The 14,765-nt window shown below is 48.0% G+C and carries 13 protein-coding genes; 8 read left to right on the top strand and 5 right to left on the bottom strand.

The genetic code is table 11. The annotated features are described in order from the left end of the window. The first annotated feature begins 58 nt into the window (after positions 1-58). The 8 genes from FCL48_RS06135 (at position 59) to FCL48_RS06100 (ending at position 7,566) form a co-directional block, all read left to right on the top strand. Complete coding sequence (locus FCL48_RS06135; protein ID WP_136871372.1) at positions 59-694, top strand: acyloxyacyl hydrolase; 636 nt, start codon at positions 59-61, stop codon at positions 692-694. A 7-nt stretch (positions 695-701) separates the two neighbouring features. Then, complete coding sequence (locus FCL48_RS06130) at positions 702-1,145, top strand: hypothetical protein (protein WP_136871371.1); 444 nt, start codon at positions 702-704, stop codon at positions 1,143-1,145. Beyond that, positions 1,138-2,145 carry a BtrH N-terminal domain-containing protein gene (locus FCL48_RS06125; RefSeq protein ID WP_240744763.1) on the top strand — a complete coding sequence of 336 codons (1,008 nt, stop codon included), beginning with the start codon at positions 1,138-1,140 and terminating at the stop codon, positions 2,143-2,145. The genes FCL48_RS06130 and FCL48_RS06125 overlap by 8 nt, the downstream gene beginning before the upstream one ends. Continuing rightward, the gene (locus tag FCL48_RS06120) at positions 2,124-2,924 is read left to right on the top strand and encodes an ABC transporter ATP-binding protein (protein ID WP_205747658.1); all 801 of its coding nucleotides are present in this window, start codon (positions 2,124-2,126) and stop codon (positions 2,922-2,924) included. The genes FCL48_RS06125 and FCL48_RS06120 overlap by 22 nt, the downstream gene beginning before the upstream one ends. Positions 2,925-2,964: 40 nt before the next feature. Continuing rightward, the gene (locus tag FCL48_RS06115) at positions 2,965-4,251 is read left to right on the top strand and encodes an ABC transporter permease (protein WP_136871370.1); all 1,287 of its coding nucleotides are present in this window, start codon (positions 2,965-2,967) and stop codon (positions 4,249-4,251) included. A 46-nt stretch (positions 4,252-4,297) separates the two neighbouring features. Further along, the gene (locus FCL48_RS06110; RefSeq protein ID WP_136871369.1) at positions 4,298-4,555 is read left to right on the top strand and encodes a phosphopantetheine-binding protein; all 258 of its coding nucleotides are present in this window, start codon (positions 4,298-4,300) and stop codon (positions 4,553-4,555) included. A 474-nt stretch (positions 4,556-5,029) separates the two neighbouring features. Beyond that, positions 5,030-5,932, top strand: a complete 903-nt coding sequence (locus tag FCL48_RS06105; protein WP_136871368.1) for a DUF362 domain-containing protein — start codon at positions 5,030-5,032, stop codon at positions 5,930-5,932. A 5-nt stretch (positions 5,933-5,937) separates the two neighbouring features. Then, entirely contained in the window at positions 5,938-7,566 is a 1,629-nt protein-coding gene (locus FCL48_RS06100) for a 4Fe-4S binding protein (protein ID WP_136871367.1), read from the top strand. A gap of 28 nt (positions 7,567-7,594) precedes the next feature. On the opposite strand, the gene FCL48_RS06095 is transcribed toward FCL48_RS06100, so the two are convergent. The 5 genes from FCL48_RS06095 to FCL48_RS06075 form a co-directional block, all read right to left on the bottom strand. Next, positions 7,595-7,963: a response regulator gene (locus tag FCL48_RS06095; protein WP_136871366.1), complete on the bottom strand. Its 369-nt coding sequence runs from the start codon at positions 7,961-7,963 to the stop codon at positions 7,595-7,597. Positions 7,964-8,284: 321 nt separating this feature from the next. Beyond that, positions 8,285-8,668 carry a copper-binding protein gene (locus FCL48_RS06090; RefSeq protein WP_169309106.1) on the bottom strand — a complete coding sequence of 128 codons (384 nt, stop codon included), beginning with the start codon at positions 8,666-8,668 and terminating at the stop codon, positions 8,285-8,287. A gap of 81 nt (positions 8,669-8,749) precedes the next feature. Further along, a complete protein-coding gene (locus FCL48_RS06085) occupies positions 8,750-11,875 on the bottom strand; it encodes an efflux RND transporter permease subunit (RefSeq protein WP_136871364.1) in 3,126 nt (1,041 codons plus the stop codon). Continuing rightward, positions 11,865-13,505 (bottom strand): efflux RND transporter periplasmic adaptor subunit, encoded by a 1,641-nt coding sequence (locus FCL48_RS06080; RefSeq protein ID WP_136871363.1) that lies wholly within the window; start codon positions 13,503-13,505, stop codon positions 11,865-11,867. Before FCL48_RS06080 ends, FCL48_RS06085 begins: the two co-directional genes overlap by 11 nt. Beyond that, positions 13,502-14,758 (bottom strand): TolC family protein, encoded by a 1,257-nt coding sequence (locus tag FCL48_RS06075; RefSeq protein WP_136871362.1) that lies wholly within the window; start codon positions 14,756-14,758, stop codon positions 13,502-13,504. The genes FCL48_RS06080 and FCL48_RS06075 overlap by 4 nt, the downstream gene beginning before the upstream one ends. Positions 14,759-14,765 lie beyond the last annotated feature (7 nt).

Raw genomic sequence — 14,765 nt, 5'->3', positions numbered from 1 at the left:
TGTGGCTATTCTATGGATATCCGTTTTTTATCACAGGCTTTTTTAAAATAAGGTACAGATGATGGCATACTCCAACAAACACCTGACAATACAGAAATGTCAAACGACAAGGCGAAGTCTCATTCTCAGCTTTTTGTTTGGTCTCTTTTTAAGCTGTTCTCCTGTTCATTGTTGTTTGGCCGAGGCGGCCGGTCTTGACCTGAGCAACGATAACTGGGCCTTTATCGGAGGTTATGGGCAAAGCTTTCCCGGTTGGGGTGAGACGACGGAACGGGTTGAAACCATCGATTTTATTCCGCGTTATAACCATCGTATTTTCGATAATCTTGGCTCTGGCTGGTACAGAGGTTTTCATTCAATTTTAGTCGAGCTTCCCGTCTCTGTTGTTGTCAGTCCTGAAAATTCTGCGATGGTCGGTACTAATTTTCTGGCTGCGTATACGTTTACAGCAGGTCTGCAATGGCAGCCTTACCTGTTTGGTGGAGGAGGGCCGGTGTATAGTTTTGCAGACATTCCAGGAATGGGTGCGGAATTAAATGGAAATTACCAGTTTGGCATAGGTCTGAAATACCCATGGGAGTTCAGCCGTCAGTTTCTCGTTGAGCTGCGTTATCATCACATCTCAAATGCAGGTTCAGAAGAACCGAATGCCCCCCTTAACTCGATCAAACTCTTATTCGGGGTGACCTTCTAAGAATTCCATGGGACAGCTCAATGAAATACCGGAGAGTGATATCACTGGTGCGGTGAAAGTTGTCAGCTATGTTGCCAATAAAAATGGCAACCAGGAGCTGGTTCAGGGCTCCATGTGGTCTCCTGTGGATGTCGTCAACCATCAGGCCTGGCTTGAGATTGATAAGCATATCGGGGCATCAAAAAAGAAGGTTGCCGCAGGCCGGGTCAGCTGCCTGCACTATTATATGACCGCCAATCAAATGGACACCAGTCTTTTAGCGAGTTACACCAGACAGCCTCGCTGGTTGGTGTGTCTGCATTTATTTCCTTTTTTTTTCAGAAGGTTGGGTGCGAAAAGCTTAAAAAAGTATGGTGAAGTATTTAAGGTTTCCCCTGATGACCTGAGGCATGGGATCCTCAAACCACCCGTCTATAACCAAAGAGAGTGCGAGGGCGATTCTGTTGATTGATTTTCCTCATCTGCAGTCAGCCCACTGTGAGAGCGGTGTTGCTGCCAACCTGCTCAGTCACAAGGGCATTGCTTTTTCAGAAGCCATGGCCTTTGGTGTCGGTGGCGGCCTGTTTTTTGGCTACCTGCCCTTTATCCGGATAAACGGCCTGCCACTTGTTACCTACCGCTCTGCCGCCGGACATATTTTAAAGCGAATCGGCAGAATTCCAGGCGTTGGCATATATCAGAAGACCTTTCGGGATAAAGGGCAGGCAATGGCAGAATTGGATGCCGCTCTTGACCAATCGATTCCAGTGGGTCTGCAGACGGGGGTGTACTGGTTGCCGTATTTTCCGAAAGCCTTACGTTTTCATTTTAATGCCCATAATCTGGTCGTCTATGGCAAGGATGGTGATGAATACCTGATAAGTGATCCGGTCTTCCCCGGTCCGGTTCGGTGTCCTGCTGAAGATTTGATCCGGGCTCGTTTTGCCTCCGGGGCTCTTGCCCCAAAGGGGAAAATGTACTACCTGACCCAGGTACCAGATCAACTTCAGCGAAGACCTCTGATTGTCGATGGAATTACTGTGGTCTGCAAAAACATGCTCGACAGCCATTTTCCTTTGATCGGTGTTAAAGGAATACAATTTATGGCAGGCCGGCTCGAAAAATGGCCCGAGCGACTGGGCAGAGAAAGAGCAGATCTGCACCTTGGTCATGTCGTTCGCATGCAGGAAGAAATAGGTACAGGTGGTGGCGGATTTCGTTTTATGTATGCCGCTTTTCTCCAGGAAAGTGCCAACGAGCTGCAGGATACTCCCCTTGCTGAGGCTGCATCAATGCTGACTGCAGCCGGTGACAGTTGGCGGGAATTTGCTGTTATGGCGGCCAGAATCTGTAAAAACCGAACACAGCCACAGGACAGCTATGTGGCTATGGCGGAGCAGATCCGTGAGTGCGGTGCACTGGAGGAAAGGTTTTTCCGGAAGCTGGAACAATGGCTGAAACAGCAATCATGAAGAGTATCGATTCGTGCACTCTAAAGAACGGACAGGTCGATGCCATTGCGGCCTGCTCTCTTATGAAACGTTATAAAGGCAGTGGACACCAAGCCCTGAATGATCTTAGCCTGCAAGTGACTAAGGGTGAGTTCTTTGGTCTGCTTGGGGCAAACGGTGCCGGTAAAACCACGGCTGTTTCACTTTTCAGTGGCTTTATGTCACCGGACAGTGGGACCGTCTCGATCATGGGCATGGGATTTCGCCGGGACGCCAAGAAAATCAGGCAAATATTAGGGTTGGTTCCACAGGAAATAGCCTTGTATGATCAATTGACTGCCCGGGAAAATCTTCTGTTTTTTGGCAGGCTCTATGGTTTTAGAGGGAAAAAATTACAGGAGCGTATTGATCAATGTCTTGAATTTTCCAGGTTGACCGAGCAGGCATCGCGCCTTGTCTTCAGCTATTCCGGAGGAATGAAACGGCGCCTTAACCTTGCAACCGGTTTGCTGCATCTCCCTGAAATTCTCTTTTTAGATGAGCCGACTGTTGGAGTTGATACCCAGTCCAGGCACTTGATTCATCAACAGCTTGTGGAGCTCAATCAAAAAGGAACCACCATCCTTTACACAACGCACTATATGGAAGAAGCTCAGGAGCTTTGTAGCCGGATAGGTATTCTTGACGCCGGTAGTATTATTAAACAGGGTTCACCCGATGAGCTCCTGAAGCAAAGTGACTGCCGCAATCTGGAAGATCTTTTTCTGCAGCTGACAGGAAAGCAACTGCGCGACACCTGATATCTGTTCTTGAATTACTCTGGTTTACCATTTGTCTGATATGCTCAAAATAATTACAGCCACCTGCAAAGAACTTATTTTGCTGAAACGTGACCGCGCAGGATTGCTTGTACTGTTTCTCATGCCAGCCCTTCTGGTTATCGTAATCACTCTTGTGCAGGAAAATGTCATGGAGCTTACCGGGCAGAAAAGCACCCAACTCCTGCTTCTTGACCTTGATGAGGGTGAGCTTGGTATCAATTTGCGCCAAAGGCTTGCCGGCGAGCAGATTGAAATCGTGGCCTGGGACAAGCAGTTGAAGACGAGCGTCGATGTTGAAAAAGCAATTGCTACGGGCAACTATCAGGTCGGCCTTATTATTCCGGCAGGTAGCTCTGTTACCATGCGTGAGGCGGCAACACAGTTGCTGCAAACGACCGTTCAGTCAGGCAATGATCAGCCAGCGCTTCGTCTTTATCTGAAGGTGTTTTTTGATCCAGGTATCATGCCAGGGCTTCGTTCCGGGATAACGGCCCAGCTGCAAATGGCTCTTGGTGCTATCGCAATGGAAATGAAAATCGAGAATCTGGGCAAGGAGATCGGAAAACTGGTGACCCAGCTCGGCATCCCGCAGGATGCCCTGCCCATCGACAACCTCTCTGAGCATATTGGCCAACCTCTGTTTACCTTGGATGAAAACCGTGATGGAGCGGTTGATAGCGAATCTCCACCCTATAACCCGGTCCAGCAAAATGTGCCTGCATGGGCGCTTTTTGGAATGTTCTTTACCGCTGTTCCCCTGGCGGGATCGATTTTACAGGAACGCAGATCAGGCATCTGGATCCGTCTGGCATCTCTGCCGCTTTCTCATCTTGTCCTTTTTGTGGGCAAAGTTATCGCTTTTGTGGTTGTCTGCCTCTGCCAGTTTGTACTGGTTGGACTCATCGGTGCTTTTTTGTTTCCAGGTATTGGCTTGCCTGCCTTTAGTATTTCGCAGAATCCTGGAGCTGTGTTGCTTGTTGTCTTTTTGTCGAGTCTTGCGGCCTGTGGGTTCGGCCTTTTTCTCGGGATGGCCTGCAGCACCTATGAGCAGGCATCAACGCTTGGATATACGGCAATTGTCGCTTCAGCGGCCCTTGGTGGGGTAATGGTTCCGGTTTATGCAATGCCGCCGCTTATGCAGGAGCTGGCAATAATATCACCTCTTAACTGGGGGCTGAACGCCTTTCTTGATATACTGGTGAGGGGTGATGCTCTTTCTGCAATTTGGAGCGATCTTGGGCGACTCACGCTGTTTTTCTTTCTGACAATGCTTCTTGCCTGGAATCTGGTTCGAGCACGAAAATAGTATTCACAATAATTAATCTCAAGCTGAACATACCTAAGAATCTTTTATGGAATTATTTGAACAAGAGCTGTTGGAACTGATTTGTAAAACCTGTAATCTCGATGATGTGGAGATGGATGTAATCAAGGCTGACGATCCCTTAATTGGCCCAGACTCGATTTTGGGACTCGACTCTCTGGACGCCCTTGAAATTGCGGTAACTATTCAGCAGGAATATGGTGTACGGATGGATTCTGAAAATACCAGCAGGGACGTTCTGCAATCACTGGGTACATTGGCGGAGTATATTAATCAGAAAAATTAGCAGTTTTTCATTAAAACCAAAGCATCATTTGTTCTAGTGGATTGCGTGGATTTTCAGGCAATTTGCAATCAAAAGGCTTTGTAAAAAGGTGCAGATCCTTTAAAAACGACTTGCCCTCTTTACCACAGTTCGCGCAATTACTTGATCTATTGTTGACAACAGCCTTCAGCCAGAACCTATTTTCTGTGAAACAATGCTGCCGATGCATTTTATTTGCCGGGCATGCGGCCCGTGTACGCTGATCAGGCAACTTCTCAGCAACCCTTCAACGACAATTTTCTCTGTTATATTATATTTCAAATCCACAAGGCGCTTTATATCCTGTGTCGATCTTTTGTCTGAGGTATCTCATCAGAAAAGAGCACTTTTTCACCCTTTCTCAATAGTCGGTTTGCTGCAAAAAATTTAAATCATGGTAGAGTGTATGTAATAGGTAAGCACAGGAATCTTTATTTTTTCTTTAGGAGGTGATGTATGAACAGGCGACAATTTATTCAGCAGGCGCTTGCCTTCTCGGCCGGTTTCTCCTTTTCTCTCCCGGAAGTCTTTGCGGCACCTGTGACGAGACCAGATCTGGCCATAGTTACCGGTAAAAATTATAGAGACGTTGTGGTGCAGAGCATCGAACTGCTTGGTGGCATAGAACAGTTTGTTCATACAGGGGATACGGTGGTTGTGAAACCCAATATTGGCTGGGATCGTAACCCGGAGCAGGCGGCCAACACCAATCCACTGGTTGTAAAAGGCCTCATCGAACTGGCCCTCGATGCAGGGGCGTCCAGAGTGGATCTCTTTGATCATACCTGCAACGAAAAAAGACGATGTTATCAAAACAGCGGTATGGTGGACATGGTGAAGTCCTTTGGTTCAAAAAAAGTTCGCCTTGAACATATTGACCCAAGAAAATTCATCCCGGTGCAAATTGAAAAAGGCAAGTCTCTTACGAGTTGGGAGATATATGAACAGGCCATTTCTGCTGATGTGTATATCAACGTACCTGTTGCCAAACATCATGGGCTGGGAGTCTTGAGTCTGGGCCTTAAAAATTCCATGGGTGTGATTGGCGGAAACCGCGGTAAATTACACCATGATCTGGGACAGCGTCTCGCCGATCTTGCCACGGTTGTGTCTCCCACCTTGACCGTAATTGATGCCACCAGGATACTTTTACGCAATGGACCCCAGGGAGGGAGCCTCGATGACGTGAAACAGCTCGATCAGGTCATCGCATCAGTTGACCCCGTTGCGGCAGATGCTTACGGTACGACTCTTTTTGGCCTGGTTCCAGAAGATATAGCTTCAACGGTTGCAGCCAATAAAATGGGGCTTGGCCAGATGGATCTTACCAAAGTCAATATGCGGAAGAAAACACTGTGACAGATATGGGAAAAGCAGGATCTGTAAACCGCTATAGGCTCTGGTATTGGGCAAGGGTCCTGGTGCAGCTATGTTCTCTGCTGCTTTTTCTCTTTCTGTTTATTAAGACGGATTACAGTGGTTCTGACACGATTGAGTACGCGGTCAATATTCTCTTTAGGATCGATCCGCTGCTGGCCTTTTGTACGATGCTGGCTGCCAGAACTTTTATAGCACTGATGATCCCGGCGCTGATCCTCGTGGTTCTTTCACTGTTTTTCGGGCGGTTTTTTTGTGGCTGGTTGTGCCCCATGGGCGGTTTTCTTGATTTTTGGAGATTTTGCTGGAGGATCAAGACAAGCAGAAAAGAGACGAGATACCCACGCTTACCCCGTATTCTCCTGTTGTTTCTCCTGGTTTGTGCTCTCTTTGGTCTGCCGTTTGTTGGCTACTTTGATCCCTTTTCAATTTTAGTCCGAGGCCTGGTGCAGGCGGTATATCCAGCCATACGATTTATTTCAGATTCTTTTTTTGGCTACACCTATCACAATTTACCGGCTGCAGTCAATCTTGTTACAGAACCGGTCTATGCATTCATGCAGGCGACGATTTTGCCCTTTGAGCAGCGTTTTTATGAGCTGACTCTGGTCAGTGGTCTGATTTTGGCGGCTGTGTTTTTCAGTGAGTTTTTCCAGAGTCGTTTTTTTTGTCGTAATGTCTGTCCTCTGGGTGCTTTACTTGGCCTATTTGGCCGCTATGGAACCATGTCGCTGCGGGGTGGTGATGAGAGTTGTGGGAAGTGTACTCTCTGCAGGACGGGGTGTCGCATGGGGGCTGTCGATGAAAACAGAAAGATCCTGTCATCTACCTGCATATTATGTATGGACTGTATGTTGAAATGTCCAAAGCAGATTATCCACCCGCAACTGCGTGCACCTTTGACTACAGCTGCTGGCGACACAATGACAAACAGTAGAGAAGCCTCCATTTCAAGAAGGCAGTTTCTTGTCTGCCTGTCAGCAGGTGCCGCTCTGCCACCACTTTTAGCTGTGCGGAATCATGGTGGAAAGGGGCAGGGCACACTTATTCGGCCTCCGGGGGCTCTCATCGAACAAGAGTTTCTCAGCTCCTGTGTACGTTGTGGGGAATGTATTCAGGTCTGTATCACCAACGGGCTGCAACCTGCCTTTTTCCAGGCAGGGCTTGAAGGGGCTTTTACTCCTTATCTCCTTGCAAGAAGTGGATATTGCGAATTCAACTGTACTCTTTGTGGCCAGGTCTGCCCGACAGGTGCTATTGAGCCACTTGAGCTGGATCAGAAACATACAAGAAAAATCGGCCATGCATGGTTTGATAAAAATATCTGCCTGCCTTTTGCCAAAAATATTCCCTGCATTGTCTGTGAAGAGCACTGCCCAACTCCTGATAAGGCTATTAAATTTAATCTTGTTGAAGTTATCACAGGCCAAGGTGAACGGATAACCCTCAAACAACCCTATGTGGTTGATGAATTATGTATCGGTTGTGGAATATGTGAAACCAAATGTCCTCTGCCTGGTCGCGCTGCGATATTTGTAACCAATACCGGAGAGGATCGGGATCCTGAGAACAGATTACCAGGTGCTGAGACGGCAACTATCGACGGATATTCGTAAGGCAAAAATCATGGGAGCTTCTGACTGTTTAGATAATGGTCTGAATTGTAGTGAGGAGTTCTCCCATGCTGAAAGGCTTAGGTAAGACCCTGGCGAAATCGTAATCGTTCAAACGCCATGGGGTGCCGGACATTCCCACGATCGGAATGTTGTTTTTGTTGGAAGAATCCAGATAGTGAAAAAGCTCATCCAGTGTGCCGCCTGGTATGACGATATCTGTGACAATCATGTCGTAGGGTGCTTGATCGAGAAGGATCGTGGCGTTTTTGAAATTCTCAGAGCAGGTGACATTATAGCCTTGTCTGGAAAGTGCTCTGCAGAGCAGTTTGGCAATTGCAGGTTCATCGTCGATAATCAATATGGATATTTGGTTATCAACGACCTTGTCTTTTGCCATAACAGATTGAAATGTAAGTTTTTTAAAGTAAAACCAAAAATAAAATCTCGAAAAAAGATTATACCTTTATGTCTCTGTTTCGGCAAGTACGTACAGTACACTTGTAACACTTATTTTGAGTAAATCGGTTAAAGTTTTTCTCACAAGAAATGTTCTCAGGCTTAATTTCTTGTTCGCAAAGTCGAGTTTTGCATATTTTCAGGATGAACTATAGCGATGCAACTATTGAACAGGTTGTACGCTCCAAGAGAATTGCCTGTAAAAACCTAGAGCAGTCCATGTCAATGCTCCACGCTATAGTTATCCAGGGTGTCCTGAGGTTTATTTTTCGATATGATGAATACGAAAAACATTATCGTCATCGAGCATGAGATGGAATTTTACCTTATCGCCTACCTTGATTACGCTCAGGTCAACATCCTTGGCAACCGCCAGATCCATTGTCATCTCAGGCCAGTTCAGTTCTGGAATAGGGGAGTGGGTTATATTCACCATTCTGTTGAGTTTGCTGATACTGTGAATTACGCCTTCCCCCATTGCCATGGAGTGCTTTTGTTCCATGGTATCGCCACTGTTCTTGTCGTGGTTCATCGTTTCATGATTCATGGTGCCATGGTTCATCTGGGAGTGGTCGGTGGATGCGGCAAGAGCCATCGATGCGCTTAAGGTGAGAGCCAAAGCAGCTGCAAATATTTTTTTCATCATAATATTCCTCATATGTGTTGGATTGAAAAAATTGCTTCTAGTATAGTTACGAAGTAAACGAAACAACCCCTCAGATTATTTTTAAAACTTTCGTGATTCCCAAATATAGTAGACGACCGGAATGATGATAAGGGTCAAAAGGGTTGTGGTAAACATCCCCCCAATCATGGGAAGGGCTATGCGACGCATAACATCTGAGCCGAGCCCGTCTGTGAGAAAAATCGGGGTAAGCCCTATCATGGTGGTCGCAACCGTCATCAGTTTTGGGCGGACCCGAAGAGCGGCACCTGTAATGACTGCCTGATAGACACCAGCGCGCTCTGTGGGAGGATGATCAATCATCTGTTGATCGATATAGAGGAGCATGACGACAGCAGTCTCCACAGCAATGCCGGAAAGGGCAATAAAACCGACACTTACCGCCACTGAGAAATAATAACCAGCAAGATAGACAGCCCAGACCCCGCCAATAAGAGCAAAGGGGAGGGACAGCATGATCATGAGGGTTCTGTCTAACCTGCCAAAATGTATCATGAGCAGGGTAAAGATGAGAAGAATAGCAAGGGGAACGGCTACACGCATCTTCTCTTCTGCTTCCTGCATCTGTTGGAACTGTCCTGACCAGACGATGCTATATCCTGCTGGAAGCTCGATGGTTTCAGCGACAATTCTGCGGGCGTCTTCCACATAGCTGCCGATATCCCGGTCTGCAATATCAACAAAGACCCAGCCGGTAAGCCTGGCATTTTCAGATTTGATCATCGGAGGACCCTCGGTATAGGCAATGTCGGCCAACTCCCCCAGAGGAATATGCTGTCCCTGAGGCGTAGGTATAAGGATTTCCTGAAGATCACTGGGGTCTTCGCGAAAGGCCCTGGTGTAACGGATGATGATATTATAGCGTTCTCGCCCCTGAACTGACTCGCTGACTTTCATCCCCCCAAGAGCGGTCGCAATAACGTTCTGAAACTGGGCGAGATCAATGGAATAACGGGCTATTTTATCCCTGTCAGGTGTGATTTCCAGGTACTTGCCCCCCTGGACCCTGTCTGCAAAAACTGACCGGGTTCCGTTTATACCCTGTACCTTTGATTCGATAGAAAGAGCAATTCGGTTAATAGTGTCAAGGTTATCACCACTTATCTTGATGCCGATGGGCGTCCGAATACCCGTTGAAATCATGTCCATGCGGATTTTAATGGGATAGCCCCAGGAGTTGACAAGGCCTGGCACCTTGACTGTTGTATCGAGGATTTTAATTAGATCATCCTTGGTCATCCCGGTTCGCCACTGCTCCTGGGGTTTTAGGCGGATCCAGCTCTCAATCATGGAAATAGGAGCCGGATCGGTGGCTGTGTTGGCACGCCCTAATTTGCCAAAGACCGTCTCAACTTCCGGGACTGCCTTAATCATCTGGTTGGTTGTCTGTAAAATCTCCTTAGCCCTGGTAATGGATACCCCGGGAAGGGTTGTCGGCATGTAGAGCAGTTCACCCTCATAGAGTGCAGGCATGAATTCTGATCCCGTTTTACCAAGAGGGATGACAATCGAACCAAGAAGTACAAAGGCCAGGATCAGAGAGAGCCATTTTAGTCGTAACGCAAGCTGGAGTAGAGGCATGTAAAGGAAAGTGAAAAATCTGTTTATCCAGTTTTCATCTTCTCGTCGAATCCGGCCCTGAACAAGCCAGAGCATGAGGACCGGTACAACGGTTACCGAGAGCAGAGCGGCAAAGGCCATGGAGTAGGTTTTGGTGTAGGCAAGCGGTGAAAACAACCTATAGGACTGACCGGTAAGGGCAAAAACGGGCAAAAATGATACGGTAATAATCAGTAGAGAAAAAAACAGCCCCGGACCAACCTCCTGGGCTGCTGAAAGGATGATCGCCCGTCGTTCCCCTTTAGCGATTGTATTGCCTCGATCTGAGAGTTTACGGTGGGCGTTTTCCACCATGACGATGGAGGCATCCACCATGGCCCCGATCGCGATAGCAATGCCACCCAGGGACATGATATTTGCGGTGATCCCCTGGGCGGTCATGACAATAAAGGCTGCAAGAACGGCAAGTGGCAGGGTAACAATTGCCACCAGTGCAGATCTCGCATGGAGGAGGAAAATAAGAGAGACAAGGGCGACGACAATACCTTCTTCCACAAGTTTGTCGCGCAGGTAGGCAATAGAACCTTCAATGAGCGGTGCCCGGTTATAAACAGTTACAATCTCTACACCTTTTGGAAGGCTGACAGAAAGTTCCTTGAGTTTTTTTTCTATATCTCGGATTACTTTTAAGGCATTTTCTCCCGCACGCATCACAACGATGCCGGCAACGACCTCGCCCTCCCCGTTAAGCTCGGTCACCCCTCGGCGAAGTTCTGGTCCCTCAAGGATCCGTGCCACATCTTTGAGCATTACCGGGGTGCCAGCATGGGAATAGAGGACAACCTTTTCGAGGTCTTCTTTTTTGGTCACATAGCCCTTGGAGCGAATCATAAATTCGGTCTCACCACGTTCAATGAGGCGTCCACCTACTTCAAAGCTTGCCCGCTGTACCGTTTCAATTACTCTTGCAAGCGAAATATCAAAGGCTCGAAGTCTATTGGGGTTGATGAGGACCTGGTATTCTTTGACAAAGCCTCCGACCGAGGCAACTTCAGCCACGCCGGGCACCGTGGCCAGTTCGTAGCGGAGAAACCAGTCCTGCAGGCTGCGCAGTTGTGACAGGTCATGGGTATTGCTCTTATCAACGAGAGCGTATTGATACACCCAGCCAACGCCTGTGGCATCGGGACCAATCTGTGGCCTTGCAGCGGCTGGAAGGTCCGCACCAATCTTTGATAGTGCTTCAATGACGCGGGAGCGGGCCCAGTACTGATCAACCCCGTCTTCAAAAATGATATAGACAAATGAGGTGCCGAACATGGAAAAGCCACGAACGGCTTTGCTTTTCGGTAAACCGAGCATGGTTGTTGAAAGTGGATAGGTGACGAGGTCTTCAACAATCTGAGGGGCCTGACCGGGAAACTCGGTGCGGATAATCACCTGGGTGTCACTCATGTCCGGGATGGCATCAAGAGGCATTTCTTTGATGGCCCGAATCCCTGCTGCCAGCAATACAACGACAAAGAGCGCCACTAAGAGCTGGTTGTCTACTGACCAGCCAATAACACGGGCAATAAAACTCTCTTGTTTTTTGAGGTTATTGTCCATCCTGGACCTCACCCGCTGGTTGGGGGTTACCTAGGACAACTTCTGTAAACGTACCATCGCTGTAGGGGTTGTGGCCATCGCCTGCAAACTGCAGCCAATACTCTCCGCTGTCATTTTTGTAAAGGGCAAGACCGAGTTCACGGTAGTATTCCGGTTTTGCCTGGGTTATCCATGGCAGAAGCGCATCGTTGAGTTGCGCAAGAAGCGCGCGCCAGTGGCTGAGTGTTATTTTTTCTTCGAGGTTGGATAGAAGTTTCTCGGTATCTTTTACGATATAGGCAAGGCGTGTTCCCTCGACCTCGGGTAAAAGTTTTGTTGCTGCGTGTGCGCCTGCACTGAGCGTCTCGGGGGAGGGGAGCTCTTTTGCTGCAAGTTTTTCATGAATATACAATCCTGCTTCAACGATATGGTTCATCAGGACCATTTGTTCGTTGCTCAGCTTTATCTCTGAGAGACTTGCTGCCATTTTCTGCATTTTATGAAAAGACTCCCGCAGAGACGATTCCGAATCAATGAGAAATTGGCCGCTGGTAACAATGGTCTCACCCTCTTTCAGGCCAGTCTGTACTTCTATCCTGCCTTTGTTTTTCATACCAAGGACAACCGAACGGGCCTGAAATTCGCCTTTTATAAGTTCTACAATGACATAGTTGCCTTCTTTATTTTGCAAGACACTCTCATAGGGGATGGAGAGGCGCGGACGGATATCGGTGCTGATTTCTACATCAGCATAGGCTCCAGGACGAATGCTGCCGTTGCTGTTTTCAACGAGAAGTCGAAGCTCTGCTGTTCGGGTTTTCGGATCGACGGTTGGTGAGATATAATCAATCGGCACTGCATCGATATGCAGGCCAAGGCTCGGCAAGGTGACGTTTACCTTTGAGTTGGTTGTCACAAAAGAGATATCCTGTTCCGCAAGGCTTACATTTACCCAAACGGTATCATAGTCTTGGATGAGCATGGCCATGTCGCCTGGTCGCAGGTAACTGCCTTTGCGTATTGTTAAGCTTTCAACCCGCCCCCCTCGCGGGGCATAGTAAGGAACCGCTCGAAGGGGTTTTCTCTTTTCCGCCACGGCCTTAATCGCAGAATCGTGAACCCCTAAAGATGCGAGCCTGCTGCGGGTAATATCGATACGTTCCTGGTTATTTCGTTGAAGCGCTGAAATATAATCCTGCTGTGCTGATACAAGATCGGGGCTGTAGAGGCGAAAGAGAATATCACCAGCACGAACTTTATCGCCCGGCGCATCGACGATTAACTCTTCAACCCATCCGGCAGTCCGTAAAGAGATCTCTGTCTGTAGACGCTTATTCGCCACAACCTCTCCAAAGCTGCGGATCAGCCGGCCAAAAGATGCCATCTCCGCAGGTTCCGTGCGAAAACCTGTTGTCTGCACGAGACGTGAACTCAACTGCAGCACCGTCTCATCATTTCCAGGTGTTTTGTTGTTGCTTCCCGCCTGAATCGGAACCAGATCCATTCCGCAAATGGGGCAACTGCCAGGGGTATCAGAAATATAGTGCGGATGCATAGGGCAGGTATATTTGGTGTCTTCGGCCTGAAGAGGTACCAAGAGCAGCACCAGCAACAGGGGAAACAAAAATATGGACACAATACATCTATTCATGGAATTTTCCTGTCTGTGCGGTCTGAACGGCCTGTAATGTCTGAACGTTCTTGAATATGGGAGTTTGCTTCCTGAAGGTTACGGATGTATGTTTCTTCTTCTTTAGCAATTTGAGAAAGCAGGGAAAGATGGTTGAGTTCGGCGAAAAGACTTGGCTCAAGGCTTGTTCTTCCGGATTCGTAGGTGCTTTTCAGGGTCTCAATGCTCTCCTCCAGGGCACGTTGTTTTTTCTTAAGGGTCGCGATATTGCTCTGAGACGCTTCTTTCCGGCTCTCTATACTGGTCATCTGCATCTGCCAGGAGCGCTTGACATCCTCGTAATTATATAGGGCGCTGCGCTTTCTGCTGTGGGCGGCAGCGCGCATGGGCTCCTGATTGCTCGAAGCCCAGAGCGGTATCGTCATTTTCACCTGCAACGAAAACCAGTCATCCCCATCAAACATGTTATTTTCACCGTCTTCGCGGTTTTTATAAACGGCGGCCACACCGAAGTTTGGCTTAAATGCAGCATCTGTCACCTTTATATTTTCTTCTGCCAGGCGGGTATTCTGCTGGGCGAGAAGCACTGGATAAAGAGCGTCCGTTTGTCCAGACCACATTTTTTCAAGGTGGGGAACGTCAACAGGTCCAGGGACCTCGCCTACCAGTTGGATAAAATTGGCCTTCACCATTTGCAGTTCGGCGTTCAGGTCATTGATGCTTTTTTCCACATCAGAGAGCTCAAGGTCGATGGTAAAGGTTTTCTGCAAGACGGGTTCTCCTGCATAAACTTCTCCTTCATAAAATTGTTTAAGTTCGTGGATGACACGTTTCTTGTTTTCTTCAATTGCCAATTGTTCTCCAATGCGTTTGTACTCGGCGAGTCGTATATAAAAAAGTGCGTAAAGGCGTGAGCGCCTATATTCGGCCAATATTTCCTGCGTTGCTGCAGATTGGTACATGACACTTTGTTTAGCTTTTCTCTGGGTCGGGTTGGGGATGTCTTGCGAGAACCCTATTGTTTTTGAAGAGGGGAGGTACCTGTCAAAGGATGGATCTGAAATAGGAATGTTTTCTACCCCGAGGGAGACGACAGGATCGGGCAGGCCAAGTGCGCCATCTGCCTGAAACTCGAGAGCCTCTTTTTCCTGGAGAATGCCTTGTATGCTGGGGTGGTTATCCAGAATGGCAAGGTAATGATCGATATTGGCCGCAAGTGCGCTATTTGATTGCATTAGTATGGCAAAAAATACAGTGAGAATGGAACGCTTCATTCAAATC

It is taken from the genome of Desulforhopalus sp. IMCC35007 (genome assembly GCF_005116575.1).
In the GTDB taxonomy this organism is placed as follows: Bacteria; Desulfobacterota; Desulfobulbia; order Desulfobulbales; family Desulfocapsaceae; genus Desulforhopalus_A.
The sequence above is the reverse complement of the archived record's forward strand: the minus strand, read 5'-3'. Positions and strand labels throughout refer to the sequence as shown.

Bases quoted from the DNA above. Each gene is read 5' to 3' on its own strand.
- FCL48_RS06080 (WP_136871363.1), bottom strand. From the start codon at position 13,505: ATGAATAGATGTATTGTGTCCATATTTTTGTTTCCCCTGTTGCTGGTG.
- FCL48_RS06075 (WP_136871362.1), bottom strand. From the start codon at position 14,758: ATGAAGCGTTCCATTCTCACTGTATTTTTTGCCATACTAATGCAATCA.
- FCL48_RS06110 (WP_136871369.1), top strand. From the start codon at position 4,298: ATGGAATTATTTGAACAAGAGCTGTTGGAACTGATTTGTAAAACCTGT.
- FCL48_RS06085 (WP_136871364.1), bottom strand. From the start codon at position 11,875: ATGGACAATAACCTCAAAAAACAAGAGAGTTTTATTGCCCGTGTTATT.
- FCL48_RS06135 (WP_136871372.1), top strand. From the start codon at position 59: ATGATGGCATACTCCAACAAACACCTGACAATACAGAAATGTCAAACG.
- FCL48_RS06130 (WP_136871371.1), top strand. From the start codon at position 702: ATGGGACAGCTCAATGAAATACCGGAGAGTGATATCACTGGTGCGGTG.
- FCL48_RS06120 (WP_205747658.1), top strand. From the start codon at position 2,124: ATGGCTGAAACAGCAATCATGAAGAGTATCGATTCGTGCACTCTAAAG.
- FCL48_RS06095 (WP_136871366.1), bottom strand. From the start codon at position 7,963: ATGGCAAAAGACAAGGTCGTTGATAACCAAATATCCATATTGATTATC.
- FCL48_RS06090 (WP_169309106.1), bottom strand. From the start codon at position 8,668: ATGATGAAAAAAATATTTGCAGCTGCTTTGGCTCTCACCTTAAGCGCA.
- FCL48_RS06100 (WP_136871367.1), top strand. From the start codon at position 5,938: ATGGGAAAAGCAGGATCTGTAAACCGCTATAGGCTCTGGTATTGGGCA.
- FCL48_RS06115 (WP_136871370.1), top strand. From the start codon at position 2,965: ATGCTCAAAATAATTACAGCCACCTGCAAAGAACTTATTTTGCTGAAA.
- FCL48_RS06105 (WP_136871368.1), top strand. From the start codon at position 5,030: ATGAACAGGCGACAATTTATTCAGCAGGCGCTTGCCTTCTCGGCCGGT.